The sequence below is a fragment of the Pseudaminobacter soli (ex Li et al. 2025) genome, from assembly GCF_003012705.1.
Lineage (GTDB): Bacteria > Pseudomonadota > Alphaproteobacteria > Rhizobiales > Rhizobiaceae > Pseudaminobacter > Pseudaminobacter soli.
In genome coordinates, this window is record NZ_PXYL01000027.1 from 1 (window position 1) to 26,277 (window position 26,277).

General features: G+C 61.6%; 19 protein-coding genes. 15 read left to right on the forward strand and 4 right to left on the reverse strand.

The genetic code is table 11. From position 1 onward, the window contains the following. Positions 1–577: 577 nt before the first annotated feature. Positions 578–2,236, forward strand: a complete 1,659-nt coding sequence (locus tag C7I85_RS27455; protein ID WP_181257419.1) for a thiamine pyrophosphate-binding protein — start codon at positions 578–580, stop codon at positions 2,234–2,236. Positions 2,237–2,590: 354 nt separating this feature from the next. Continuing rightward, positions 2,591–3,799 carry an MFS transporter gene (locus C7I85_RS27460; RefSeq protein ID WP_106727188.1) on the forward strand — a complete coding sequence of 403 codons (1,209 nt, stop codon included), beginning with the start codon at positions 2,591–2,593 and terminating at the stop codon, positions 3,797–3,799. A gap of 79 nt (positions 3,800–3,878) precedes the next feature. Here C7I85_RS27460 and C7I85_RS27465 read toward each other — a convergent pair whose 3' ends face one another. Beyond that, positions 3,879–4,928, reverse strand: a complete 1,050-nt coding sequence (locus C7I85_RS27465) for a DUF535 family protein (RefSeq protein ID WP_245445134.1) — start codon at positions 4,926–4,928, stop codon at positions 3,879–3,881. A gap of 176 nt (positions 4,929–5,104) precedes the next feature. Here C7I85_RS27465 and C7I85_RS27470 point away from each other — a divergent pair, with 176 nt between their 5' ends. From C7I85_RS27470 to C7I85_RS27505, 8 genes are all read left to right on the forward strand, one after another. Then, positions 5,105–5,797, forward strand: a complete 693-nt coding sequence (locus C7I85_RS27470; protein WP_106727189.1) for a response regulator — start codon at positions 5,105–5,107, stop codon at positions 5,795–5,797. Then, positions 5,794–7,002: an ATP-binding protein gene (locus tag C7I85_RS27475; RefSeq protein WP_106727190.1), complete on the forward strand. Its 1,209-nt coding sequence runs from the start codon at positions 5,794–5,796 to the stop codon at positions 7,000–7,002. Before C7I85_RS27470 ends, C7I85_RS27475 begins: the two co-directional genes overlap by 4 nt. Before the next feature lie 228 nt (positions 7,003–7,230). After that, positions 7,231–7,755, forward strand: a complete 525-nt coding sequence (locus tag C7I85_RS27480) for a cytochrome P460 family protein (protein WP_106727191.1) — start codon at positions 7,231–7,233, stop codon at positions 7,753–7,755. 93 nt (positions 7,756–7,848) lie between these two features. Next, complete coding sequence (locus tag C7I85_RS27485) at positions 7,849–8,910, forward strand: alpha/beta fold hydrolase (protein ID WP_245445135.1); 1,062 nt, start codon at positions 7,849–7,851, stop codon at positions 8,908–8,910. A 461-nt stretch (positions 8,911–9,371) separates the two neighbouring features. Beyond that, positions 9,372–13,541, forward strand: a complete 4,170-nt coding sequence (locus C7I85_RS27490; protein ID WP_106727192.1) for a Pls/PosA family non-ribosomal peptide synthetase — start codon at positions 9,372–9,374, stop codon at positions 13,539–13,541. A 41-nt stretch (positions 13,542–13,582) separates the two neighbouring features. Beyond that, positions 13,583–14,020, forward strand: a complete 438-nt coding sequence (locus tag C7I85_RS27495; RefSeq protein WP_106727222.1) for a GNAT family N-acetyltransferase — start codon at positions 13,583–13,585, stop codon at positions 14,018–14,020. Next, the gene (locus C7I85_RS27500) at positions 14,017–14,676 is read left to right on the forward strand and encodes a 4'-phosphopantetheinyl transferase family protein (RefSeq protein WP_342587324.1); all 660 of its coding nucleotides are present in this window, start codon (positions 14,017–14,019) and stop codon (positions 14,674–14,676) included. The genes C7I85_RS27495 and C7I85_RS27500 overlap by 4 nt, the downstream gene beginning before the upstream one ends. Positions 14,677–14,794: 118 nt before the next feature. Then, positions 14,795–15,655 carry an undecaprenyl-diphosphate phosphatase gene (locus C7I85_RS27505; RefSeq protein ID WP_106727193.1) on the forward strand — a complete coding sequence of 287 codons (861 nt, stop codon included), beginning with the start codon at positions 14,795–14,797 and terminating at the stop codon, positions 15,653–15,655. Between the two features lie 61 nt (positions 15,656–15,716). Here the strand turns inward: C7I85_RS27505 and ade are convergent, their stop codons facing one another. The 3 genes from ade to C7I85_RS27520 all read right to left on the reverse strand — a co-directional run bounded on the left by ade (position 15,717) and on the right by C7I85_RS27520 (position 20,824). Beyond that, positions 15,717–17,504, reverse strand: coding sequence for an adenine deaminase (ade, locus tag C7I85_RS27510; protein WP_106727224.1), 1,788 nt, complete (start codon positions 17,502–17,504; stop codon positions 15,717–15,719). Positions 17,505–17,575: 71 nt separating this feature from the next. Next, the gene (locus C7I85_RS27515; RefSeq protein WP_106727194.1) at positions 17,576–18,979 is read right to left on the reverse strand and encodes an NCS2 family permease; all 1,404 of its coding nucleotides are present in this window, start codon (positions 18,977–18,979) and stop codon (positions 17,576–17,578) included. A 45-nt stretch (positions 18,980–19,024) separates the two neighbouring features. Further along, complete coding sequence (locus tag C7I85_RS27520; RefSeq protein ID WP_106727195.1) at positions 19,025–20,824, reverse strand: adenine deaminase; 1,800 nt, start codon at positions 20,822–20,824, stop codon at positions 19,025–19,027. A 119-nt stretch (positions 20,825–20,943) separates the two neighbouring features. Here C7I85_RS27520 and C7I85_RS27525 point away from each other — a divergent pair, with 119 nt between their 5' ends. From C7I85_RS27525 to C7I85_RS27545, 5 genes are all read left to right on the forward strand, one after another. After that, positions 20,944–21,882, forward strand: a complete 939-nt coding sequence (locus C7I85_RS27525) for a LysR family transcriptional regulator (protein WP_106727196.1) — start codon at positions 20,944–20,946, stop codon at positions 21,880–21,882. A gap of 255 nt (positions 21,883–22,137) precedes the next feature. Further along, complete coding sequence (locus C7I85_RS27530; protein ID WP_106727197.1) at positions 22,138–22,998, forward strand: cytochrome c oxidase subunit II; 861 nt, start codon at positions 22,138–22,140, stop codon at positions 22,996–22,998. A gap of 60 nt (positions 22,999–23,058) precedes the next feature. Further along, complete coding sequence (locus C7I85_RS27535) at positions 23,059–24,831, forward strand: cbb3-type cytochrome c oxidase subunit I (protein ID WP_106727198.1); 1,773 nt, start codon at positions 23,059–23,061, stop codon at positions 24,829–24,831. After that, on the forward strand, positions 24,828–25,532 hold the full coding sequence (locus C7I85_RS27540) for a cytochrome c oxidase subunit 3 (protein ID WP_106727199.1): 705 nt from the start codon (positions 24,828–24,830) through the stop codon (positions 25,530–25,532). The genes C7I85_RS27535 and C7I85_RS27540 overlap by 4 nt, the downstream gene beginning before the upstream one ends. Before the next feature lie 13 nt (positions 25,533–25,545). Further along, complete coding sequence (locus tag C7I85_RS27545; protein WP_106727200.1) at positions 25,546–26,268, forward strand: heme-copper oxidase subunit III family protein; 723 nt, start codon at positions 25,546–25,548, stop codon at positions 26,266–26,268. The last annotated feature ends 9 nt before the right edge of the window (positions 26,269–26,277 follow it).

Genomic DNA, 26,277 nt, shown 5'->3' on the forward strand with positions numbered 1-26,277 from the left:
CCCCTCAGATCAAACGCCAAAGATCGTCGGCGCCGGGCGTCATGCTGCCGCCTAGGCCCGCTTTCTGGCCATTTCCGTCCACGAGAACGCGACCGGAACATTCGGGGGGGTGCGACCGAAACGCTCCTCCGCTACCACCCCTTCACTCACACTCTCCCGCTCGGTGCGACATGGAGCGCACCCTGAAGGCCACCGCAAAGTGACCGTTTGAAGGTTAAGCTTTGGCCCTTCCAGACCCTCTCGATCCACTTCACGATTGTCTCTCCGTTGTCTCGATAGGCGACGCAACATTTCTCGCCGGCTGGCGTTGATACGCCGCGCGCGCGGAATCGGCATGGCCAGTGCGAGAGCGGGCCGTCCGGCTCGTGCGATGGGCGCGAACAGCTGGAAGAGAAAAGCGACGACCACTCTGGAGCCGCGTCGGCCCAAGAAGGTCGAAAAGCGAGACTATTGCGAAGTCTCTCACGCCCAGTGAAATGCCGAGATATCCGCCGTTACAGTCAAAGGTGACGGGCGGCGATCCCGGCTCGAATGAAGTTTGGTTACGTGCAGTCACATCAACCAAATGGAGGTCGCTATGAAGGTACTTGAAGCGATTTCGGCAGCGATTGCGGCTGAGGGCATCGACCGCATTTTCGCGGTCATGGGCGATGCCAATCAAGACATCATCGTAGAGTTGTGTGAAAAACATGGGCTCAAATACGTTCACGCGCATCATGAGACCGCCGCTATCGGCATGGCGGACGGCTATTCGCGCTTCACCGGCAAGATCGGCCTTGCCGCCACCACGCAAGGCCCCGGATACACCAACGCAACGACCTCGCTCGTTTTGGCTCGGCTGCATCGATCGCCGGTATTGATGCTGGCCGGCCACGCTTCCCTGCGTGATCCCTACAACCCGCAGGGCATGGTCGACCAGGACGCAATGGCAAAGCTCACGGCCGGGGCAACGGTGAAAATCGATCACGCCAACAATGTCGATTACTGCCTCGGTGAAGCCTTCCGCCAGCTGAAAGCAAGGAAAGGACCGTTCGTCTTCAACCTGCCGCAAGACGTCCAGCACAATGTCCTGCCGGACCCGAACTGGACCTATCGCCCCATGTACAAGGCAAAGGTGTTGCAGCCGCCGCGGCCGGAAGACGTTGCCGAAGCGGCCAAGATCGTGGCCGGCGCCAAAAAGCCAACCATTCTTTGCGGGCTTGGTGCCGCCCAGTCAAAAGCAGAGCCAGAGGTCCAGAAATTGGCCGAATATCTCGGCGCGCCAGTGGCAACGACTCTGTATGCCGCAGGTTTTTGCTCTCAGTACCCGCTTTATCTCGGTATCAGCGGCGGCCTGGGCTCAGACTTCACGGTCGATACTCTGGCCGAAAGCGATGTCATGATCGTCGTCGGCGCGAGTTTGAATGAGTGGACGACGCATTTCGGCAAGATCCTCGAGAACGGCAAGAAGATCATCCAGATCGATGACCGGGAGGATGCGTTCGGCTGGTTCGCACGGGTTGCAGTCGGCCTCGAAGCCGATGCGAAAATAGCCGTCGCCGCACTGCTCGAGCGGCTGAAGGAAGGCGGCAAGCCGGCTCGTCAGCCGGATGCGGAGACAGTGCAGAAATTCAAGCAGCGGAAGGCGCCGGGCATAAGTTACGACGACGGAAAGACCGTCGATCCGCGTCGCGTCGCGAGCTATCTGGAAGACAAGCTGCCGAAACGGGATCGCATTCTCGTCTTCGACGGTGGCCACGCTGCAATGGTGACCTGTCAGACCATGAGCAGTCCCAGCGCCGACAACTGGGCACTCGGGCTGGACTTCGGAGCCATCGGGCAAGGTTTGAGCATCGCACTGGGTGCCTGCTTTGCGCGACCCGGCAAGCGAGTTACCCACCTGACGGCGGATGCCTCGTTCATGATGAATGTGTCCGATTTCCACACCGCGGTCAGTCATGACCTGCCGCTCACCGTTATCGTGTTCAACGACAATGCCGTCGGGCAGGAACGGCATGATCTGGTTCACAAGGGGTTCCCGACGAAATATGCCGATGTCGCCCAGCCGGATTTCGAAAAGCTCGCCGTCGGCTTTGGCGCCAAGGGTTTCAGGGTAGATAAGCCCGACGATTTCGGCGAGATCGACAAGGCTCTTGCCGTCACCGATGGCCCCGTGATCGTCAATGTGCGCATCAACGGCGACGTTGAACTGCCTGTCAGCTGGGAGATTGCCCAGCATCTCGAGATGACCGAGTAGGAAACGGCCGGCCAACAGATATTTTCAGCGGGCGGTCGCCATGTGCGGCGATCGCCTCGCTGATGGCTTTTGAAAGGAATGTCTGCTCCTGTGGCGCGCCCGCATCGTCCCCACCACGGAAGCGATGCCCAAGGCAGCGAGAACAGCTGATTTGCATCGCTCACCCTCCCGGCACCACGCTGCAGGTGCCGCTGTTGCGACGAACTCGTGGACTCTCGCGAAAAATCCGACGACAAAATATGTAGGCAGATGTCGGCATAGGTGGCGTTTCTTCGTCCTTGGGGGATTCAATCGCGAGTCCGACATCCGAACGGCGGCATCGGGCGGCATAGACAACGTCTGGGGGAGAGTGCCATGAACCATTCCTATCGCTGGGTGATCGTCGGCGCGGGCGGCCTGTTGGGGTGCGTCGCGATCGGGGCCATGTTCTCGCTCCCCGTCTTCCTGCGGTCGATCTCGCAGGACACCGGCTGGTCCATCACCGGCATATCCACGGCGATGACGATAGGCTTCCTCGCCATGGCGGCGGGCAGCGTGGTGTGGGGCACCCTCTCCGACCGGTTCGGCCCGCGGCTCGTGGCGCTCACGGGATCGGGCGTCCTCGCGGCGAGCCTGGCGCTCGCCAGCCAGGCGAGATCGCTGGCCGAATTCCAGCTTCTGTTCGGCCTGCTGGTCGGAGCGGCGACCGCCGCCGTCTTCGCCCCAATGATGGCCTGCGTGACCGGCTGGTTCGATACGCAGCGCGCGCTTGCCGTGTCGCTCGTCTCTGCCGGCATGGGCATGGCGCCGATGACCATGGCACCTCTCGCGGCCTGGCTGATTACGATCCATGACTGGCGCACCGCGATGATGATCATCGCCGGCATTGTGGCGGTCCTGATGATCCCCGCCGCGCTGCTCGTGCGGCGCCCGCCGGCGCTGAGTGACGGGCCAGCGGAGATGGCGGCAGACGAGCCGCAATCCGGCATGACGGTCAGGCAGGCGGTTCGCTCGCCGCAGTTCATCATCCTGATGCTGGCGAATTTCTTCTGCTGCGCCACCCATTCCGGCCCGATCTTCCATACCGTGAGCTACGCCGTGACCTGTGGCGTCCCGATGATCGCGGCCGTGTCGATCTACAGCGTCGAGGGGCTGGCCGGCATGGGCGGACGCATCGCCTTTGGCATCCTCGGCGACAAGTTCGGCGCAAAGCGCGTGCTGGTGATGGGGCTGCTGGCTCAGGCCTTCGGCGTGCTCGCCTATGTGTTCGTCTCGACGCTCGGCCCGTTCTACGCGGTGGCAGCACTGGTCGGCTTCATCTACGCCGGCACGATGCCGCTCTACGCCGTGATCATCCGCGAAAATTTCCCGCTGCGGATGATGGGTACGATCATCGGCGGCACGGCGATGGCCGGCAGTCTCGGCATGTCGACCGGTCCGTTGCTGGGCGGCCTGATCTACGACCATTTCGCCAGCTATGCACTGATGTATATCGGTTCGTGGGGCATGGGACTGGTGGCGGTGTTGATCCTCACGGCATTCCGGCCATTCCCCAGCAGGCAGATGGAGATGGCGGTGGCGTAGAGCAAGCGCTCTCCACCCGGCAAACTGGCAAACACCAGCCCGAGCAACTGCCTACCCTCAGGGCCCGCAAGAGACCGGTTCACTTGGTCAGTAAATTGGCCCCAGCCTGCCAGAAGGCGATCTTGGCAATGTCTCGTCTGCTTTCGCAGCGCTCATTGATCACCGGATTAACAGGTAAGCGAAAACCAAAGGGCGGGAAATGCACGCCGCCTCGTTCAATCCAATAGGCATCAAGATCGGCTCGCATTCTCATACGCCTGCGCGCCGATGCCCTTTGATTGATGACGTGACGCGAGTTGGAAACCGCGATGAGGTAGGGCGTGGCGCCGCGCGCCATCATGCCTTTCAGGACCAGCAGCACTGCATCCTTGGGCCGCAAGCCGCCAAGATCGCGGGTCGCGGCAATGACGGTCCTCTTGGCATCCTGCTGCGCGGATCCTTGCAAGCCTCCGATAACTATACTGTAGGAATCGCCTGGCCTGCGGACGAAGACGAAGCTTGCCGTGCACAAAACGGCACGATCGACAACGCGTATCAAGCGCAGTGCGAAAACGCCCTCATGACGGCTGCCACAATGGTCCGCCAGACATAGCTCCAGACAATAGTCCTGATCGCGCCCCGAGATTGAACCGACTTCAACCTTCTTGCCGCTCCAGAGGGTCTGAAGCATTCGCGGATAAAGAAGAAGCCCCGCCACATCAAAATGCTGGACCAGAATGTCGAAGCGGCTCCGAAATGCCATTCGGTGCACCAGGAATGCCGAAAACGATTTCCGGACCAGATCGTCATGCGGCGGAACAAACGCATGCTGCCGTGTGAATTCCTGAAGGAACCGCAGCCAACGCAATGTGAGTATCGGCGAAATGGCGAAGCGCAGCCAGAAAGCCATTATGCGCCGGAATCCCAGGCGATTGCCCATGCTGATCGTCTGTCGAAGTATCGAATACGACCCGGCCAGTTGCTTCAGCGGCTCGGCGTTGGAGAGCTTTTCGTGATTTCCGGTCGTGGTGGCTGGCAGTTGCGAAAGGGTTGAAGACGAACTCGGATGTGTATGTGTATTCGCAAGCATGACAGCGCCGTTGATAATTGAGCAATATCGGCCAGAAGGCCGCGCCATGCCTTCGTTCATCTGTGTCAAGATTGGATGGAGGAAAATCCGGCACCCTGTGAGCAGCCGTCACAGAAGTTAGCTTTGCTTGGCGCCAAGGCATGAATGGCTGTAGCAAAAGCAGGATTGGTAATAATTAGATCAGCCCGCGACGATTCTCGTTGCCAAGAAAATCCCAAGAACATGCGGAGCCTAATTTGGAAAACAGTCTCGTTCTGATTGCCGAAGACGAGCCGGAGATTGCGCAGATATTGGACGCGTATCTGGTGCGTGAAGGGTACAGAACGGTCCGGGCTGCCGATGGCGAAACGGCGCTCCAGCATCATGCGCTCCTGTCTCCGGATATTGTCTTGCTGGATGTTAGAATGCCGAAGCTGGACGGCTTTGCTGTTCTTGCCCGTATGCGGCAAGCCCGCGATACACCGGTCATCATGGTAACAGCGCTTGCTGAAGACCTCGATCGCTTGAGCGGCCTGCGTCTGGGCGCCGACGACTATGTGGTCAAGCCGTTCAATCCTCAGGAAGTGGTCGCCCGTGTCAAAGCCGTTCTTCGCCGGACCAATGGCGAACGACAGGACACCATACGGCGCTTCGGCGCCATCGAAGTGGATTCGAATGCCTATTCGGCCTTCGTCAACAACGACGGTCAGCGCATTCCCATACAGCTGACCTTAAGCGAATTTCGCATTCTCGCTTACATGATCCGCCGCCCCATGCATGCATTTGATCGCGCCGATATTCTCGATGCATGCCTGCCGGAAAGCGCTGCTTTAATGCGCACCGTCGACACGCACATTTCCAACCTTAGACGGAAGCTGGAAGAGCTAGGCCAGAAGGGCTTCTTTCCCGCCATTCGTGGCATCGGTTATCGGTTTGCGGATCCCAAATGAAGATCCCCTCCCTGTCGCTTGCGAGACTCACTGCGATAGTCATCGCAGCCATGCTGCTGCTCAGCGTCGGCATCGCCTATGTGGGCGTGAGTTGGTATTCGTCCTATTTGGAAGAAGGCATCATCAGCAGCCTGCCTCCGAACGCGGCGGCTGCATACAAGGACATGAATGCCGGGATCGTTCCTGACACTGCTTCCCTCAAGGAACTCTTCGATCTCATCAATGCGATGTCGGAACCAGCCGACTTTCAGCTCTATGTCGCGGTTCTGGTCTGTGGCCTGCTTTCTGCTCTGATGTGTAGCGTTATCGGCTTCTATCTTGCACGACGTATCGCGCACCCCCTCGAAGAGCTCACCTCGGCGGCGGACGGTCTGAAATCAGGTGACTTCTCTGTTCGGGTTCAGGCTTCCCACAGCAGCACTCGCGAAATTTCGAGTCTGGTGGAAACTTTCAACGCACTCGCCACGAACCTGGAGACGATGGAAGAGCGATTGCGGTTCAACAATATGGCCGTGGCCCACGAACTACGAACGCCGCTCACAATTTTACGCGGATCGATGCAAGGCATGCTCGACGGGGTCTTCCCGATGGAAAGGCGGACCGTCTCAAACCTCCTGCTTCAGGTCGAAGGCCTGTCGCGGCTCGTTGACGACTTGCGAACACTGTCTCTCGCCATCGGGCAAAAGCTTGTAATCGATCGCAACAGGCTCAATGCCGCTGAACTTGTCGAAGCGGTGCTCGCATCCGCAAACCCCATGCTCGAAGCGAGCAAGTTGACTGTCGAGACGCAATTGCAGCCGGCTTACGCGTCGGTGGATTCGCAGCGCGTTCGACAAGCAATCCTGGCACTTCTCGAGAACGCCTGCCGTTATGCAGCAAGCGGCGGGGTTCTTCGTTGCGAAACTGAAACGCTGCCGGACAAAAGCGTTGCAATCCGCGTGATGGATCGCGGCCCGGGTTTTCCAGAAGATATGGAAGCAATCGCGGTCAATCCGTTCTGGCGTGGCGACCCGTCACGCACGCGCGCGACCGGCGGCACCGGGCTGGGGCTCTCGGTCGTTCAGGCCATCGCCACGGCCCATGGCGGGCACCTGACCTTCAGCAACAGAAAAGACGGTGGGGCAACGGTTGCTATAATCCTGCCGCAAAATGCGGAAGACAAACTGCAAAAGGTCGGCACGCACGCGGCCATGGGCTACGCCTGAGGAATTTGTCTCTACGAATGGGCGCAACCACTCACGTGTCCGCCATGGTTGCGGGTGACCCGGGCTGACCTTTCGGCGGAGAAGATCGCGCCACTGGCCGGAACTCTTCGCCACAGAACAGCGTTTTGACGGTTCGGCTGATCGCGACGGCCAGCACCCGAAGTCCGGCCTGCGATAGCCGGATATCGATCTCGTGTGACTTCAATTTCGTACTGTTGGAGGCACCGTATGAGACAGGTTATCTCCACGTTCATTGGAGCCGGTGCCTTGGCCTGCGCGGCCGCCTTCCTGGTCCCGGCATTTGGGCAAGCCGACGACGACGCGACGCCGATCTATGGCATCAAGATGCCTCCCGGATACCGCGACTGGAGATTGATTTCCGTCGCCCACGAAGAGGGCATGCTCAACGATCTGCGCGCCATTCTGGGCAACGACATCGCGATCCAGGCCTTCCGCGAAGGAAAGCTCCCATACCCGGACGGCACGATCATTGCCCGGCTCGCCTGGAGTTACGATCCGCTGGAGGAGAGCGCGAAAGCCTTTGGCCGTTTGCAGTCCTACGTGGCCGGGCCGCCCAAGAATGGCGTCCAGTTCATGATCAAGGATTCGGCAAAATACGCCTCGACCGGCGGCTGGGGCTTTGCTCAGTTTGATGACGGAAAGCCGGCAAGCGAAGCGGTGCACAGCACCTGCTTTTCCTGCCACGAGACCGCCAAGTCTCGCGACTTTGTCTTCAGCCGCTACGCGCCTTGAAGGCAAAGCGTGGGTGTGTGCATCGGCTGCAGTGAGCGCGTCAAACCTACCTCAGTTCGTTGCCGAGCTGAGACCAATTGTGGAGGCTGCACAATGGCTTGGATCATGACTTCGGACAAAATCGATCAGGATCGCCGCCGCTTCCTGGGCGCCGCGGCCATGACCGTTGCCGCCGCCGAACTCCTCAAAGCCGGGCCAGCGGAGGCGCAGACCACCGGAGGAAATTCGCCGGGTTCACCGGCGGCCGGGACGAATACGTCGTTCGGCCCGCTGAAGCAGATCGATGCCGGTGAGCTGAATGTCGGATACGCCGAAGCCGGCCCGGCCGACGGTCCCGCGGTCATTCTTCTGCATGGCTGGCCCTACGACATTTACAGCTTTGTGGATGTAACGCCCGTGCTGGCTTCGGCCGGATATCGGGTGATTGTCCCCTATCTACGCGGCTACGGCCCGACCCGGTTCCTTTCAGGTGAAACGTTCCGGAACGGCCAACCGTCCGTGTTCGCCGTCGACACCATCGCCCTTATGGACGGCCTCCATATCCAGAAAGCCACCCTGGGCGGTTTTGATTGGGGAGCGCGAACGGCCAACATCATGGCCGCGCTCTGGCCCGAGCGGTGCAAGGGCATGGTTTCGGTGAGCGGTTATCTGATCGGCAGTCAGGAAGCCGGCAAGAAACCCTTGCCGCCCAAGGCCGAGCTCGAATGGTGGTACCAGTTCTATTTCGCCACGGACCGCGGCCGGGCCGGCTACGACCAATACCGGCGGGATTTTGCCAAACTCATCTGGCAGCTCGCGTCGCCGCAATGGAAGTTCGACGACGCCACCTTCGACCGGAGCGCGGCATCGCTGGCCAATCCGGATCACGTTGCCATCGTCATCCACAATTACCGCTGGCGGCTCGGCCTGGTGCCAGGCGATCCGAAATACGATGATATCGAAGCGAGGCTTGCCAAAGCCCCGGCCATCACCGTGCCGACCATTACCATGGAAGGCGACGCCAATGGCGCGCCGCACCCCGAAGCCAGTGCCTATGCCAGCAAATTCACCGGCAAATACGAACACCGGGTGATCACGGGCGGCATAGGGCACAATCTGCCCCAGGAAGCGCCGCAGGCCTTCGCCCAGGCCGTGATCGACGTCGATCGCCATTGATCGACGTTATCTTGCCGAACGTGAATTGTCGGTTCTGACGCGGGCCAATGAGCTTGGCCCGCAACGCGGCCATGCCTGCGCCAGCATTAGTGACCCACTTCCCACACCCGTATGGAAGTTTACGACCGCCCCCTCAAAGTTCAGCTGGGTGTCACGATTTTGCCGTAGAGCGCTGGCGTGAGGGGCGGACTTAGTGTCGATCTTTGTTACGGAGTGGTGGGTGTGCCCAGAGGGATACAGTGAACGGGCCAGGCGATCGGGGTGATCTTTCCCAAGGGTCATGATACCTCGAAAAGCGCGAGCTTTTCTTTTACGAAGGCTTTAGCTATTCCGCTTCGACAAGGAGAGGTGGTCGCAGATACGGCGCATAGTCAGCCGATAGACACGCCTGCCCCAAGACATTGCATGACGCCGCAGAGATATGCTCGGCGACGCCCGACCTACAATTTGAGAGTGTAGAAATGGATCACGGTGTTGATGGCGCCAAGCTCGATAAGGGCGTGGCGGCCAACCAGCAGGGGGCTGCAGTCGAAAGCGCCGGAACGGCCGAAAACGCCGCCTCCAATACGACAGGGCACCCCCAGATTCTGAAGGGGGCCGACTTTGCCCGAATTGGGCAGCCAGACGAACGCCTCGACAGGTTTTTCGAGGAGCTCGCCGAGAAGTTCGGCCCCTCGCCTGCCGTGATCTCGGACGGGCGTGCCTGGACCTATCGGGAACTCGACAGCCGCGCAAACCAGTTGGCGCATCTGCTCGCCGACCGCGGCGTGCGGCCAGGCGACCGAGTGGGGCTGCTGCTCGACCGATCTGCCGAAACCTACATCGCCGTGCTCGCGGTGATGAAGGCCGGGGCCGCATTCGTTCCGCTCGCCACGGCGTTCCCTGAAGAGCGCATGACGCTCATTATAGAGGATGCCAGCGTCGGGCTGGTCATCACCATCTCGGGCTACGCGGCGCGTGCCGAACGGATGCCCGTTCCGCATATTCTGATCGACAGCGCGGCAGCCGAAGTCTCGGCCCAGCCAGACACTCCGCTGCATCCCGATACTTCCGCCGACGACACCTGCTACATCCTCTACACTTCGGGCACCACGGGCAGGCCGAAAGGCGTGGTGGTAAAGCAGCAGAGCTTCTGCAATTTCGTGCGGGTTGCGGCGGAATCCTACGGCTACCGGCCGAGCGACCGCATCTATCAGGGCATGACCATCGCCTTCGACTTCTCCTCCGAGGAGATTTGGGTGCCCTTTGCCGCCGGCGCCACGGTCGTGCCCGCGCCCGGCCAGCAGCCGCTGGTGGGCGAGGAACTGGCGGACTTCCTGCGCGCCAACGAAGTCACCTGCATGGCCTGCAGTCCCACACTTCTGTCCTCCATCGAAAGCGACGTGCCGAGCCTGCGGGCGATCCTGGTGGGCGGCGAGGCCTGCCCGCACAATCTGGTCGTGCGCTGGGACAAGCCGGGCCGGCAGATCCTCAACACCTATGGCCCTACCGAGGCCACCGTTACGGCGACGATGGGGCTTCTGACGGCCGACAAGCCGGTGACGATCGGTGCACCACTGCCCACCTATTCCATCGTCATCCTCGACCCGGAAAAGCCGGAGGTTACTCCGCCCGGCGAACTGGGCGAGATCGGCATTGCCGGCATGGGCGTCGCCGTCGGCTATCTCAACCGTCCGGATCTGACCGAGCAGAAATTCATTCACGATTTCCTGGATCTGCCGAACAATCCCTCGAAGCGCATCTACCGGACCGGCGACCTCGGTCGCATAAACGATGATGGCGAGATCGAATATCGCGGACGCATCGATACCCAGGTCAAGATTCGCGGCTATCGCATCGAGCTGGGCGAGATCGAGGCCGTGCTGCTGGACCAGCCGGCAATCGCGCAGGCCGCCGTCACGACCTGGGAGGTGGAGCCGGGCCGTGTGGAACTCGTTGCCTACTACGCCTCCAAACTCGGCCTGCCGCCGATCTCCCGCGCCGACATCGTCGCGGAGCTGAGGCGGCGGCTGCCGGACTACATGGTGCCCTCCTATCTGGAGGAGGTGCCGGCGATCCCGATGACGGTCTCCAACAAGGCCGACCTGCGCAAACTGCCCAAACCGACAAGCCTTCGGCTTTCGACCGATCGTACACTCGTCCCGCCTAGCAACGACGATGAGCGCTTCCTCGCAGCTGCGCTGGGCGAAGTGCTGAAAATCGGCGAACTGTCCGTGGAGGACAATTTCTTCGACGATCTCGGCGCCAACTCGCTTTTGATGGCCCGTTTCTGCGCGCGCGTCCGTACCCGCCCGGAATGGGCAACGACATCGATGCGCGACATCTACCTTCATCCCACCGTCGCGCGCCTAGCCGAGCACCTGAAGGTGCCGGAAAAGACGAGCGCGGCCACTTTCGAGCCGATTCTCACGCATCGGGCGTCCAATTTCGCCTATTGGACCTGCGGCCTGGCGCAACTGCTGTTCTACGGAATCTACAGCTATGTCGGCCTGTGGGTCTTCAACTATGGCCTCAACTGGGTCTACGACAAGCTCGACGAGCCGGTGCAGCTCTACCTGCGCTGCGTGCTTCTGTCCGCCGGCGTCTTTTTCGGCATGTCCGGCTTCGCCATCATCGCGAAATGGCTGCTTGTGGGTCGCTGGAAGCCGGAAGCCTTCCCCATCTGGGGATGGCGCTACTATCGCTTCTGGGTCGTGCAGACATTGATCCGCACCGCGCCGGTGGTGCTGTTCCGGGGTAACCCGCTCTACAGCATCTATCTGCGGCTTCTTGGCGCCAAGCTCGGCCACAACACGGTGATCGAGTGCCGTACTGTGCCCGTCTGCACCGACCTCATTTCAATCGGCGACAACACGATCCTGCGCAAGGAATCGATGATTCTCGGCTATCGCGCCCAGGCCGGCTACATCCATACCGGACCGATAACCATCGGCCGCGGTGCCTTCGTGGGCGTGGGAAGCACGATCGATATCGATACCAGCATGGGCGACAGCTCCCAGCTCGGCCATGCCTCGTCGCTTCAGCGCGGACAGAGCATTCCGGCGGGCGAGCACTGGCACGGATCGCCGGCCGTCCCCACCTCGGCGGACTATTGCAAGGTGCGCAATGTCAACGCTTCCAATATCCGCCGCATCCTCTTCGAGACCGCTCAGCTCGTCGTGCTGCTGACCGTCGTCACTCCGCTGCCGCTGCTCTTCCACAGCTATTGGCAGAATGTCAGCGACGACTATCAGGAGACGATCGGCCTCGTCGCTTACGGCACCGCGATCAGTGTGCTCGGCTATATCGTCTTGGCTCTGGTCGCGGCTCTGGTTGTGCCGCGTCTGATCAGGCTGATCCTGAAACCTGGCCGCACCTATACGCTTTACGGGTTCCGCTACTGGCTGCAGACCGTCGCCGAATTCAGCAGCAATTCGCGCGTGCTCAATCTCCTGTTCGGCGACAGCTCGGCAATCGTCCACTACATCCGCAGCATCGGCTGGAACCTCAACAACGTCGTGCAGACCGGTTCCAATTTCGGCAGCAACCAGCAGCACGAAAATCCGCTGCTGTGCGAGATCGGCTCCGGTACGATGGTGTCGGACGGACTGTTCATGATCAACATGCACAAATCCGCCTCCGCCTTCCGCCTCGAGCACACGAAGATCGGCGACTACAACTTCCTGGGCAACAATATCTATTATCCGCCGGATGGCCGGACCGGCCGCAACTGCCTGCTGGGCACGAAGGTGATGGTGCCCATCGATGGACCGGTGCGTGAGAACACGGGCCTTCTCGGCTCGCCGTCCTTCGAAATCCCGCGCATCGTGAACCGCGACAAGGAGCTTATCGCCGGCGTCAGTGAGGACGAGCGCCGCGCTCGCCTGAAGTACAAGAACCGCTACAACGCAGTGACCGCGCTTCTGTTTCTGCTGGCGCAATGGCTCATGCTGTTCGTCACCGTTGCGATCTGGGACCGCGCACTCAACTACTACACCGATTGGGCGGAGATCGCGCTCTTCATGGCTGTGCTGCTGACCTCGGCGATCACCATCCCGTTCTATATTCTGATCGAGCGGGCGAGCCTTGGCTTCGGCAAGCTGAAGCCGCGGATGACGACCATTTACGATCCCACCTTCTGGCATCACGAACGGCATTGGAAACTGTCGGATTCCCCGATTACCCGCCTGTTCGCAGGCACGCCGTTCCGGCCGATGATCTTGCGAATGCTGGGCACGAAGGTGGGCCGGCGCGTCTATGACGGCGGCGCCAACCTCACCGAGCGTTCGCTGGTGGAGATCGGCGACGATGCGACCCTCAACGAAGGTTGCGTCATCCAGCCCCATTCTCTGGAGGAAGGCGCGTTCAAATCGGACTTTACCATCATTGGCAGGGGCTGCACGGTCGGGCCAGCGGCCTTCATCCATTACGGCGTGGTGATGGGCGAAAATTCGGTGGCCGATGTGGACTGCTTTGTCATGAAAGGCGAGACGCTGGAGCCCAACTCCATCTGGCGCGGCAACCCGGCCAAGCTGCACGGGTTCGTAACGCCGAGCCGGGTCGGGAACTCGCCTGCCAAGCGGCCTGGTGCCCGTTCGTCCGTGCGGGAAAAAGCCGCTGCCACGCCCGCGGCCTACGAGGAGGTATCTTGACGGCGAGTGCCGGCAAAGCGGCGGAGATCCGCCTGGCTCCCATGACCGAGGCCAACCGGGCCTTGGTCCTGGCTTTGCAGCTTTCGCCGGACCAGATGGACTTCGTCGCTACGAACGCGGAGTCCCTGGAGGAGGCCGAAGAGGACAGGGACGCGCGCCCGCGCGTCGTGATGATTAAAGATCGCGTTGTCGGGTTTCTCATGTACGAGGCTCCGGCGGACGACGACGAAGCCCGAATCTACCGCTTCATGATCGACCGCACATATCAGGGCAGAGGCTACGGCAAGGCCGCCCTGCGCCAGGCACTGGACGAAATCAGGAGCCTCGGCCACGTGCGGCACGTTTCGATCTGCTACGCGCCGGAGAATGAAGCGGCACGGCACCTCTATCGCTCCGCCGGTTTCGTGGAAGAAGGGCTGGACGAGGACGGAGAGATGATCGCCGACCTCGTTCTGCGGACACAGATGGACGATCTGTGACGCAGCTGCTCCGCACGCCTGCGAGCCGTTCCGAGGAAGCATCCCTGTTGCAGGCGATGAAGGCAATCGCGCCCGACGGTGTTCGGGTCGGATGCCGGACGATCCGCGAAGGGGACGAAACCCATCTGCTTCCCGAAGAGGCTCGCTCCATCCCGGCACGCCATCTGGAAATGAGGCGGGCGAGCGGCGCAGCCCGATGGGTCGCGCGCGGGCTGCTCGCGAAACTCGGGTCAAGTGACTTCGCCATCCTGCGTGCATCATCCGGTGCACCAGTCTGGCCTGAAAGGATCACCGGCTCGCTGGCTCACGATGACGAAATGGCCGTAGCGGCAGCAGCGCCCATTTCCCGGATCACATCCCTTGGGATCGATGTCGAGCCTGCCGAGCCTCTCCCGGACGACATTTCAGCGCTCGTGACCATCGATGCGGATGTGGCGGATACGGCAATAGATCGGCACCTTGTCGGTCGGCTTCTCTTTTCAGCGAAGGAAGCGGTCTACAAAGCGGTGTACCCGCTGGATCGTGAGGTCCTGGGCTATGAGGACATAGCGATAGACCTGGCAACTGGCCACGCCACGACGAAGACGGGTCGCAGGGCCAGACTGACTTACTGCCTTGCCCCGCGCGTCCTTGTGTTGGCGTTTGTTTCTATCTGACTGGTTCCGACATCGCGCCGTCGCTTACGGCCATGCAGTTGTCATATTGAGCAGCGAATTCCATGCTAACGCGTGCGTCTTTCGGAAATAACTGAGATCGTCAGGACAGGAGGCCTATATGAGCGGTGCTTGCACGGAAGGTGTGGATACTGGCTTCGTAGCTTTGGGCGCGGCTAAGGTCGCCTTTCTGGGCATCGTACAGGGGATCACCGAGCTGATGCCGATCTCTTCCACCGCGCATATGCGGCTGGTGCCGGCGGTGCTTGGCTGGCAGGATCCCGGTTCGGCCTTCTCGGCAGCGATGCAACTGGCCGCCCTCAGCGCCGTGCTCTGTTACTTCTGGACGGACATCCGCTCCATCGCGGGCGGATCGATCACCGCTATACGAACGAGAGATTGGTGGTCGCCGAAATTCCGCCTGGCGGTGGGTGTCGTGCTGGGCACGGTGCCGATCGTGATCGCAGGCCTGCTGCTTGCACCGCTGCTCAACCGCTGCGACAGCCCGCTGCGGACCTTGCCAGTTATCGGCATCGCCTGCCTGGTGATGGGTGGCCTGCTCGCGGTCGCCGAATTGGCAGCCCGGCATGAGCGCCGGGTCGAAGACATGCGCCTGCGCGACGCGCTGATTGTCGGACTTGCCCAGGTCGGCGCTCTGATCCCCGGTGTGTCGCGTTCGGGCTCCACCCTGACGGCCGCCCTGTGCCGCAGCTTTACCCGCGACGAAGCAGCGCGCTTCTCGTTCCTGCTCGGCATCCCCGCAATCGCGCTGGCCGGGGTGCATGAGATCGGCACCCTCCTTCACGCTCATCTCGATCTGCAGGGCTGGATGATTCTGGCGGTCGGGATGGTGGCGGGCACCCTGTCGTCCTTTGCGGCACTGTGGGTGCTGATGCGCATCCTTGAGCGCTTCTCGGCCTGGCCCTTTATCTTCTATCGCGTCCTGCTCGGCACAGTCGTGCTCTGGATCGCCTTCAGCTAAGGACGGCTAGCTTCATCCAACCAACGGCGCCGGAACGCCGCCGGTCGGATGACAAAAAAGATCAGGCGATGATGACGTCGGTCTTGGCGAACTTCGTCACGTCGATCAGGCCCATGTCGGAAATGCGCAGTTCCGGAATGACGACGAGCGCCAGGAGCGAGTGCTGCATATAGGCATTGTTCAGCTCGCAGCCGCATTCGCGCATGGCTTCGACAAGACGGCTCGCCTTCACCGCCACCGCTTCCGCGCGCTCGTCCGACATCAGCCCGGCGACCGGCAGCTCGACCAGCGCAAGCTCCCTGCCCTCGGAAATCATGACGATGCCGCCGCCGACCTCCTGCAGACGGTTCGCTGCCTGCGCCATGTCGGCCTTGTTGGTGCCCACCACGATCATGTGGTGGCTGTCATGGGCCACGGTGGAAGCCATGGCGCAGTCTTTCGTGTAGCCGAAGCCGGAGACGAAGGCGTTGACCACCTCGCCCGTCGCGCGATGGCGCTCCACCAGTGCGATCTGGCAGACGTCGTTAGCGCGGTCCATCTGCACCAGCCCGTTCTCGACCGGCAGCTTGCGCTCCAGTGCCTTGGTCGGCGCCTGGTTTTCGACAACACCGATCACGCGCACATTCACCTCGGCTGCGCCGGGCGCGGCAATGTCGAAATCGGTGGCGGTCAGCTTCTTGCCGAGCTTCACCGTGTTCTTCGCACTGTCCGGGTAGTCGTAGGCCGGAATATCGGCCGAAAGCTTGCCGCCCTCGGCCAAAAGCTTGCCGCGTGCGAAAACCATTTCGATCGGCAGCTCGGCGAGGTGCGAGGTGATGATCAGATCGGCGCGCCGCCCCGGCGCGATCGAGCCAAGCTCGCGCTCGAGCCCGAAATGCTGGGCGGTGTTCAAGGTGGCCATCTGGATCGCCGTGATCGGCTTCAGGCCCTGCGCGATGGCATGGCGCACCACACGGTTCATGTGGCCGTCATTGACCAGCGTGCCGGAATGGCTGTCGTCGGTGCAAAGGACAAAGTTGCGCGAATCGACGCCGCGTTCGGTGATCGCTTTCACCTGCGCAGCGACGTCATACCAGGCCGAGCCGAGCCGCAGCATGGCGCGCATGCCCTGCCGCACGCGGGCAATGGCGTCGTCCACGGTCGTACCTTCGTGGTCGTCGGCAGGCCCGCCCGCAGCGTAGGCATGGAAAGCGCGGCCGAGATCCGGCGAGGCGTAGTGGCCGCCGACCGTCAGGCGGGCGGCCTGCGTGGCGGAAATTTCGGCCGTCATCTTGGGATCGTTGGCGGCAACGCCGGGGAAATTCATCATCTCGCCGAGGCCGATGATGTTGGGCCAGCCCAGCGCCTGGCGAACGTCTTCGGCGCTGAGCTCAGCGCCCGCTCGCTCCAGTCCCGGCGCGCTCGGCACGCAGCTCGGCACCTGCACGAGGATGTTGATGGGCAGGCTCTGCGCCTCGTCATTCATCAGTTTCACGCCGGCGAGGCCAAGCACATTGGCGATCTCATGCGGGTCGATGAACATGCTGGTGGTGCCATGCGGAATGACCGCGCGGGCGAATTCGGTCACCGTTACCAGACCGCTTTCGACATGCATGTGGGCATCGCACAGGCCAGGCACGAGATAGCGCCCGGCTGCATCGACAACCTGCGTGCCCTCGCCGATCGTGTGGCTGGCATCCGGCCCGACATAGGCGAAGCGGCCGGCGGCGACGGCGATGTCGGTGTTCGGCACGATCTCGCCGGAATAGACGTTGACCCACCTGCCGTTGCGGATCACCAGATCGGCCGGCGTGCGCCCCATCGCCACGTCGACCAGACGCGGGGCGATTTCAAACCATGGCTGCAGCATATCCTGCATGTCCTCTCAAATCGGGAAACAATACGGGCGGGCATCGCCAACGCGACCCCGCCCTTCGTGCGTCAGTATTGGACCTGCATCACCAGGATCGCGGCGAGCACTGCCACGAACCACATGACCGGCTTCACTTCGCGCGCCTTGCCAGCCACGAGCTTCAGCACGACGAAGCCGATGATGGCGAGCGACAGGCCGAGCGTGATCGAGAAGGTGAGCGGGATAAGCACGATAGCCAGGAAGGCGGGGATCGCGTCTTCGATGCTCGACCAGTTGATGCGGCCCATGGGCTCGGACATGAACAGGCCGGTCAGGATCAGCACCGGTGCGGTGGCGATTGCCGGCACCAGCGAGAGCAGCGGCGACAGGAACAGGAAGGGCAGGAACAGCAGGCCGGAGACGAGGGCCACGAGGCCCGTGCGTCCACCCTGCTGGATTCCCGCGCCCGATTCCAGATAGACGGTTGCCGGGCTGGTGCCGAGCGGTGCCGAGATCAGCGCGGCGACGGCATCGACATGCATCGATTCCTTGACGTTGCGCGGCATGCCGTCCTCATCCTTGAGGTTGGCGGCTTCCGCCAGGCCGAGGAAGGTCGACAGCGCTTCGACGAAATTCGTGAACAGAAACACGAAGATGAACGGCGCATAGGCAACCTGCAGCGCGCCCATCACGTCGATCTTGCCGACGAAGCTGAAGTCCGGTGCAGCCAAAAACCCTTCCCAGTTGACCAGCGTGTGCACGTCCGGCGTATCGGGCCAGAAGGCGCTGCCGTCACCCCACAAGCGGCCGATGGGAATGGCAAGGAGCGTGGTGACGATCATGCCGGCCATCATGGCGCCGGGCACGCGCCGTACCACCAGCGCAACGGTGACGATGAAGCCCGCGATGAAGGTCATCGTGACGGGGTTGAAGTTGGTCAGCCCGACGATCGTGTCGGGGTTGGAGACGATGAACTTGGCATTCTCCAGGCCGATCAGCGCGATGAACAGGCCAATGCCGCAGGCAATGCCGTAACGCAGGTCGGCAGGGATAGCCTCGATGACCGCCGTGCGCAGGTTGAGGACGGCGAGGATCGTGAACAGAAGGCCGGCCCAGAGCACGCAGCCCAGCGCGATTTCGAGCGGCACCTTGGCGCCGATCACCATCGTGTAGGCGAACAGCGCGTTGATGCCCATGCCGGGTGCCACAAGGATCGGGCTGCGCGCATAGAGCCCCATGGCACAGCTGCCGATGAAGCTCACCAGTACGGTCGCGGTCACGCCGGCCGAGAACGGGATCCCGGCGTGCTGCAGAATCGAAGGGTTGACGACGATGACGTAGGATGCCGCCAAAAACGTCGTCAGACCCGCAAGGATCTCGGTACGGATCGTCGATCCGTACCGGCTGATTTCAAAAAATCGGTCGAGAAAACCGTGAAGCCAGGATTGTTCCTGGCTTCGGGCGCTCGCCGTGACATTCGATTGATAGTTCATTTCTCCTCCCCTTTATTGAACTTCACCGAGCCGGGCAACAGGTCCTCACTCTGCCGCCGCGGCCCTGCCCTCGCCGATCCCCTCCAGAAGCGGCGAGATGATCTTGAGATTGACGCAGTCCACGACGCCGAGATCGGTGATCGCATAGTCCGGAATCGCGGTGATCTGGAGCACGAACATATACATGAACGGCCACGGCAGGTCGCAGCCGAGTTCGCGCGCCGCGTCGTCCAGCCGGGTTTCGAGCGCGGCCATTTCCTGCGGGGCGATGTCGGAGACGATGCCGCCGATCGGCAGGTGCAGGAACTCGATGACCTTGCCGTCCTTCACCACCACCTGGCCGCCATTGTTGGCGATGAGGTGATTGATCGCGACGGCCATGTCCTCGGGATTGGCGCCGATGCAGATGATGTTGTTGTCGTCGGGCGCGGTCGAACTGGCAATGGCGCCCGTTTGCAGGTTGAACCCACTGGTGAAGGCGACCGGGCGATTCTGGGTCTTGCCGTAACGCTCCACGACAGTGACGTACTGAACGTTCTGGCCGACATCGGCCAGCACCTTGCCGTCCTTGACCGGCAGCTTCACGTCGCGGCGCGTGCGCACGAAGATCTTTTCCGGCGTGACCGCAATTGCCAGCACATCGGCGGTTTCGCCCTTGCCGGTGTAAGGCAAGATGATGTCGTCGGCGCTGACCGGCTTCACCTTGACCGACTTCAGAAGTGCCTCGCTACGTGCCGGGGGGACGAGCTCAACCGACATTTTGCCGTCGCGCGCGGCGACCGCGCCGTTGGCGATGACGGCCTCGATGCCGAAATTGCGCAGGTCGTCGACGATCAGGATGTCGGCGATGCGGCCCGGCGAGATCGAGCCGACCCTGTGGTCGATGCGCAGCGCCTCGGCGCCGTTGATGGTCGCCATCTGGATCGCTGCCATCGGCGAGATGCCCATGGCGATCGCCATACGCACCATGTTGTCGAGGTGGCCGCGCGAGAGGATATCGCTCGCCACCACGTCGTCGGTACAGAAGCTGATGCGGCGCAGCGCCTTCACGCCCATCTCGGTGACGATACGCAGATTGTCGTTGAGGAAGTGCGAGATGGAGGATTCGCGCACCACGACATGCATGCCGGCGCGCAGCTTCTCCAGCATCTCCTCGGGCGTGTAGCTCTCATGGTCGGCGCGCACGCCCGACTGCATGTAGCCGTTGAGGCGCGCGCCACGCGTCATCGGGCAGCAACCGAGCACCGGCAGGCGGCTCGCCTCGCCGATTTCAATCGCCTTAAGGACATCCGCGTCTTCTTCCTGGATGAACTCGCGCACCGTCTCCCAGATCCCGACGCATTCGGGCCAGTGATGCGTGGCGAGATGGTCTTCCGGACCGAAATAATGGCCGACGGTCGAGCGCGGCATGGTGTAGGGCGTCTTGCACGGCGCGCCCCAGAACACTTTCAGCGGGGTCTGCTTCGCTTCATCGAGGAATTCGCGTGCCGCCGCCGGGCCGCCCACGACGATGATCTGGTCGAGGCCGGAAACGATGGAGGTGGTGCCGAGCGGCACCACGGCCTTGGCGAAGCTGGTCAGCGACAGTTTTGAGCATTCGACATGCAAGTGGCCGTCGATCATGCCGGGGGCGAGATATTTGCCGGTGGCGTCAACGATCTTCGTGTCAGGCCCGATATGGTCGGAAATGTCGCCCACCGCGATGATGCGCTCGCCATAGATTGCGATGTCGGCCTGATAGATTTCTTCCGATACGACATTCACCAACCGCCCGCCGCGGACCGCCAGCGTGGCCTTGGCCTCCTTGCCCGATGCCGCACGAATGAATTCCCGAATATCCGTCACTTGGAGTTCTCCCTAGTTTGGCGGGAGTATTTCGACAGCGGATCGTTTGCACAACTGGCCGAAACTGGATATTTGTCGGACAGATCGTCCAATATGTTGAACGAAATGAGCGCCGCGAAATGGACCTTTCCGTCATCGATTGCTTCGTGAAGGTGGCCGACGCGCGCTCCATTTCGGCCGCGGCACGTCTGCATCGTCTGCCGAAATCCACGCTCAGCCACAGGATCAGACAGCTGGAGGACGAGTTCGGCGTGGAGCTTTTCGTGCGCGAAGGCCACCATCTTCACGTCACAGACGCCGGCTCCGAATTGCTGCGGCACGCCAGGCGCATCCAGGCAAGCTGCGACGACGCCGCGACCGCCATGGCCGAGATGCGCCAGGAGGTTGCGGGCACGCTGCGGGTCGGCTCCACCGGTGAATTCGGCACCACGATTACATCGGAACTGCTCTACGCCTTCCGCCAGCAATATCCGCAGGTTGCGCTCGACGTGATGTTCCTGACCTCGCGCCAGCCCTTCACCGATGTCACGGAAATGGCGCTGGACGGCATATTCCACTGGGGCGAGCCGTCAGATGTCGACTATATCAGCCGGCGGCTGGCGACGGCCTCATACGGCCTCTATGCGAGCCCGTCTTATCTGGCCCGCCACGGCACGCCGCAGACGCCCGACGATCTTACGACCCACCGCGGCCTAGTCTTCCGCCAGCCGACCCGGCCGCAATCCTGGTATCTCGCAAGAGACGAGCGCTCGGAGGTGGATATCCTGCCCACAGTCACCTGCATGGCCAACGACTACTGGACGCTCAAATATTTCGCCGTGGCCGGCGAAGGCTTAGCCTACCTGCCGGGCTTCTTCGTCGAGACGGAGTGCCAAAGCGACCTCCTGGTTCCCGTATTGCCGCAATGGCGTTCGCCCGAGACCGCGATCAACCTGATCTACTCGCGACGACGACACGTTTCCCGGCGCTTCAAGGCATTCGTGGACTTCTGCGTCGAGTTCTATCGCGGGCGGGAGAACAAGCGCATTCCAAGGTACTATGTGGAGAAGGTTGGATAAGACGAACTGCGTAGGATGCAGCAGTCGCGACATGTTGAGGCAGCGTCTCCGTTGTGCCTCATCTGAACCAGATCCTAGGAAATCTCGGCAAGTTCTAGGCCGCGAGATCTTATTGGAGCCTGCGGCAAATTGTCGACCGCGCGTTACAACGCGCGGTCCCGGTAGTTCCCCTAGTACATCCGGCGAATATCAAGCTATAATGCCTCCGGCCTTCCTGCGGGGACAGTGTCTCCGGGATCGCCGGAGGAAGCGAGGATGGCCATTGCGCTTGTGCTCGTTCTGATCGTAATCGGCTCAGTCCTTTTCCATGTGCTGAGCCCCTGGTGGTCGACGCCGATAGCTTCCAACTGGAGCTATATCGACAATACTCTTGTCATAACTTTCTGGATCACCGGAACTGTCTTCGCTGCAGTTGTGCTGTTCATGGCCTATTGCATCTACCGCTTCCGTCACAAGGAAGGGGTCAAGGCAGACTACGCGCCTGAAAACCGGAAACTTGAATCCTGGCTGACTGTGGTGACGGCGATCGGCGTCGCGGCGTTGCTGGCGCCTGGGCTTTTCGTCTGGAGCCGCTTCATCACCGTTCCCAAGGACGCCACCGAAGTGGAGGTCGTTGCCCAGCAATGGCAGTGGAACTTCCGCCTGCCGGGCGTTGACGGCAAGCTCGGCACGTCGAACACGCGCCTTGTCAGCGCGGACAATCCGCTCGGCATCAATCCCGACGACCCCGACAACAAGAACAACATCATCGTCATCGCAGCAGATCTGCATCTTCCGGTCGGCAAGCCGGTCAACATGGTGATGCGCTCGATCGACGTGCTGCATGATTTCTACGTGCCGGAGTTCCGCGCGCGCATGGATCTGGTGCCCGGCATGGTCACCCATTTCTGGTTCACGCCAACCAGGACCGGAACATTCGAGGTGCTCTGCGCCAAGCTCTGCGGTGTCGGCCACGCCTTCATGCGCGGTGTGGTGAAGGTCGATACCGAGCAGGATTATCAGGCGTGGCTGCAGCAACAGCAGACCTTTGCCCAGATGAACGCCGCCGCGCAGAAGACCGGGGCGCTCGAGCACCCGGCAGGATCGACAAACGAGGTGGCGGCAAAGGCGAATTAGCCGAGCCGGCCGCGAGGCGGCCGCGCCGGAAGCAGGATCGCTAAAACGAAGAGGTGTTCAATGACCGATGTCACGCCTCAGGAAGCAGAGTTCATCCCGCCCGCGGAAGTGGCCGAGGTCGAACTCTACCATCCTCACAGCTGGTGGACGAGATATGTCTTCTCGCAGGACGCGAAGGTCATCGCGATCCAATATGCCGGCACAGCCATGTCAATCGGCTTCGTCGCGCTCGTCCTGTCCTGGCTGATGCGACTGAAGCTCGGCTTTCCCGACACTTTCTCCTTCATCACCCCCGATGCCTATTACCAATTCATGACCATGCACGGCATGATCATGGTCATCTACCTGCTCACCGCGCTGTTCCTCGGCGGCTTCGGCAACTACCTGATCCCGCTGATGGTCGGCGCGCGCGACATGGTGTTCCCCTATGTCAACATGCTGAGCTACTGGATCTACCTGCTTGCGGTGCTGGTTCTGGTCGCCAGCTTTTTCGCGCCGGGCGGGCCGACGGGCGCGGGCTGGACCCTCTATCCGCCGCAGGCCATCACCTCGGGCACGCCGGGCGGTGTGAGCTGGGGCATCATACTGATGCTGGTGTCGCTGATCCTGTTCATCATCGGCTTCACGATGGGCGGCCTCAACTATGTGGTCACCGTGCTGCAGGGGCGCACGCGCGGCATGACGCTGATGCGCCTGCCGCTGACCGTGTGGGGCATTTTCACCGCAACCGTGATGGCGCTGCTTGCCTTCCCGGCTCTGTTCGTTGCCTGCGTCATGATGCTGTTCGACCGCGTTGTCGGTTCCAGCTTCTTCATGCCCGCGGTCGTCGATATGGGCACACCGCTGCCGCATAACGGCGGCAGCCCGCTGCTCTGGCAGCACCTGTTCTGGTTCTTCGGGCATCCCGAAGTCTACATCGTCGCCCTGCCCGCCTTCGGCATCGTCTCTGACCTCATTGCCACCCATGCCCGCAAGAATATCTTCGGCTATCGCATGATGGTGTGGGCGATCATCATCATCGGCGCGCTGAGCTTCGTCGTCTGGGCGCACCACATGTATGTCAGCGGCATGTATCCCTATTTCGGCTTCTTCTTCGCCACCACCACGCTGATCATCGCGGTGCCGACGGCGATCAAGGTCTACAACTGGGTTCTGACGCTGTGGAAGGGCGACATCCACCTGACCCTGCCGATGCTGTTTGCCCTCGCCTTCATCATCACATTCATCAATGGCGGGCTGAGCGGCCTGTTCCTCGGCAATGTGGTGGTCGACGTGCCGCTGTCCGACACGATGTTTGTGGTGGCGCATTTCCACATGGTGATGGGTGTGGCCCCGGTGCTGGTCGTCTTCGGCGCGATCTATCACTGGTATCCCAAGATCACCGGCCGGATGCTCAACGAGACGATGGGCCGGATACACTTCTGGGTCACGTTCCTCGGCACTTACATGATCTTCTTCCCAATGCACTATATCGGCCTGGTCGGCATTCCGCGCCGCTATCCCGAGCTTGGCGACACGGCCTTCATTCCGCCGTCCGTGCATACGCTGAACGAATTCATCACCATCGCAGCACTCGTGGTCGGCGCCGCGCAGCTGGTGTTCCTGTTCAATCTCTTCTGGAGCCTGCGCTACGGCAAGGAGGCCGGCGACAACCCATGGCGCGCGACGACCCTCGAATGGCAGACGGCCGGCACGCCTCCGCCGCATGGCAACTTCGGCAAGGAGCTGCCGGTGGTCTATCGCTGGGCCTATGACTACAGCGTACCCGGCGCACCAGAGGATTTCATTCCGCAGAACGATCCCAGTCCCCTGACGCAAGGCGGGCCGGCATGACCGCAATCCTCATTTTCCTGGCCGCAATACTCGCCATTGTCGGCTGGTGGCTGTCGCGCCAAAGGCTGATGTCCAAACCCTGGCTCGAGGCTGGGCCCGTGACGGCCTTCCCGGAAACCGAAGCACCCGATACGCATCCGGCAAAGATCGGGCTCGGCGTATTTATCGCCGTGGTCAGCGCATTGTTTGCGCTGCTGATCAGCGCCTACCTCATGCGCATGGCCTATGTCGATTGGCAGGCGCCGCCGATGCCGCGCCTGCTGTGGCTCAACACCGGCACGCTGTTACTGGCGAGCCTTGCGATGCATTGCGCGGTGGTCGCCGCGCATAAAGGGCAGCTCGACAACCTCCGCCTTGCCCTGCTTACCGCAGGCCTGACCTCGATTGCGTTCCTGGCCGGGCAGTTGCTCGCCTGGCAGGACCTCGCCTCACAGGGCTATTTCGTCACCGAAAACCCGGCCGTCACCTTCTTTTATCTGCTGACGGCAATGCATGGCCTGCACGTCATCGGCGGGCTGGTGGTGCTGGGCCGGACCAACATCCGGGCGTGGCAGAGCGACAGGACCGCCGGGCTCGTTCTGTCCGCCGAGCTATGCGCGGTCTACTGGCATGCCTTGCTCATCATCTGGCTGATACTATTTGCCGTGCTGATGGGCTGGGCCGGCAATTTCATCGACATCTGCCATCGGCTGCTGAGCTAGAAGGAGACGTGGGATGGTCGATACGACGCCTGAACATGCCCCCCACGCAGCGTCGCGGCTGCCGGGACTACGGGGCATAGCCGCCGACTGGTCGTCGGACCAGCGGGCTTTCAAGAACGTGTCCTGGGGGAAGGCCATGATCTGGATCTTCCTGCTCAGCGACACCTTCATCTTTGGCTGCTTCCTGCTCGGCTACATGACGGTCCGCATGTCGACCACGGTGCCGTGGCCGAACACCGCCGAGATCTTTGCGCTGCATATCGCCGGCCGTGAGGTGCCGCTGCTTCTGATCGCCATAATGACCTTCGTACTCATCTCCTCGAGCGGTACGATGGCGATGGCTGTCAATTTCGGCTACCGGCAGGATCGCCGGAAGACCGCGGCGCTGATGATTGCAACCGCACTCCTCGGCGCGACGTTCGTCGGCATGCAGGCCTTCGAATGGACCGAACTGATCATGAAAGGCGTGCGGCCTTGGTCAAACCCGTTCGGCGCGGCGCAATTTGGCCCGGCCTTCTTCATGATCACTGGCTTTCACGGCACGCACGTGACCATCGGCGTGATCTTCCTTTTGATCATCGCGCGAAAAGTGCTGCGCGGCGACTTCGATCGCGGCGCGCCGGGGTTTTTCACCAGCCGGCGCGGCCGCTACGAAAACGTCGAGATCATGGGGCTCTACTGGCACTTCGTCGATCTGGTTTGGGTGTTCATCTTCGCGTTCTTCTATCTTTGGTGAGGTGGAGCG

Bases quoted from the DNA above. Each gene is read 5' to 3' on its own strand.
- C7I85_RS27475 (WP_106727190.1), top strand. From the start codon at position 5,794: ATGAAGATCCCCTCCCTGTCGCTTGCGAGACTCACTGCGATAGTCATC.
- C7I85_RS27465 (WP_245445134.1), bottom strand. From the start codon at position 4,928: ATGAACGAAGGCATGGCGCGGCCTTCTGGCCGATATTGCTCAATTATC.
- C7I85_RS27480 (WP_106727191.1), top strand. From the start codon at position 7,231: ATGAGACAGGTTATCTCCACGTTCATTGGAGCCGGTGCCTTGGCCTGC.
- C7I85_RS27530 (WP_106727197.1), top strand. From the start codon at position 22,138: ATGGCCATTGCGCTTGTGCTCGTTCTGATCGTAATCGGCTCAGTCCTT.
- C7I85_RS27525 (WP_106727196.1), top strand. From the start codon at position 20,944: ATGGACCTTTCCGTCATCGATTGCTTCGTGAAGGTGGCCGACGCGCGC.
- C7I85_RS27455 (WP_181257419.1), top strand. From the start codon at position 578: ATGAAGGTACTTGAAGCGATTTCGGCAGCGATTGCGGCTGAGGGCATC.
- ade (WP_106727224.1), bottom strand. From the start codon at position 17,504: ATGCTGCAGCCATGGTTTGAAATCGCCCCGCGTCTGGTCGACGTGGCG.
- C7I85_RS27495 (WP_106727222.1), top strand. From the start codon at position 13,583: ATGACCGAGGCCAACCGGGCCTTGGTCCTGGCTTTGCAGCTTTCGCCG.
- C7I85_RS27535 (WP_106727198.1), top strand. From the start codon at position 23,059: ATGACCGATGTCACGCCTCAGGAAGCAGAGTTCATCCCGCCCGCGGAA.
- C7I85_RS27515 (WP_106727194.1), bottom strand. From the start codon at position 18,979: ATGAACTATCAATCGAATGTCACGGCGAGCGCCCGAAGCCAGGAACAA.
- C7I85_RS27505 (WP_106727193.1), top strand. From the start codon at position 14,795: ATGAGCGGTGCTTGCACGGAAGGTGTGGATACTGGCTTCGTAGCTTTG.
- C7I85_RS27460 (WP_106727188.1), top strand. From the start codon at position 2,591: ATGAACCATTCCTATCGCTGGGTGATCGTCGGCGCGGGCGGCCTGTTG.
- C7I85_RS27485 (WP_245445135.1), top strand. From the start codon at position 7,849: ATGGCTTGGATCATGACTTCGGACAAAATCGATCAGGATCGCCGCCGC.
- C7I85_RS27540 (WP_106727199.1), top strand. From the start codon at position 24,828: ATGACCGCAATCCTCATTTTCCTGGCCGCAATACTCGCCATTGTCGGC.
- C7I85_RS27545 (WP_106727200.1), top strand. From the start codon at position 25,546: ATGGTCGATACGACGCCTGAACATGCCCCCCACGCAGCGTCGCGGCTG.
- C7I85_RS27490 (WP_106727192.1), top strand. From the start codon at position 9,372: ATGGATCACGGTGTTGATGGCGCCAAGCTCGATAAGGGCGTGGCGGCC.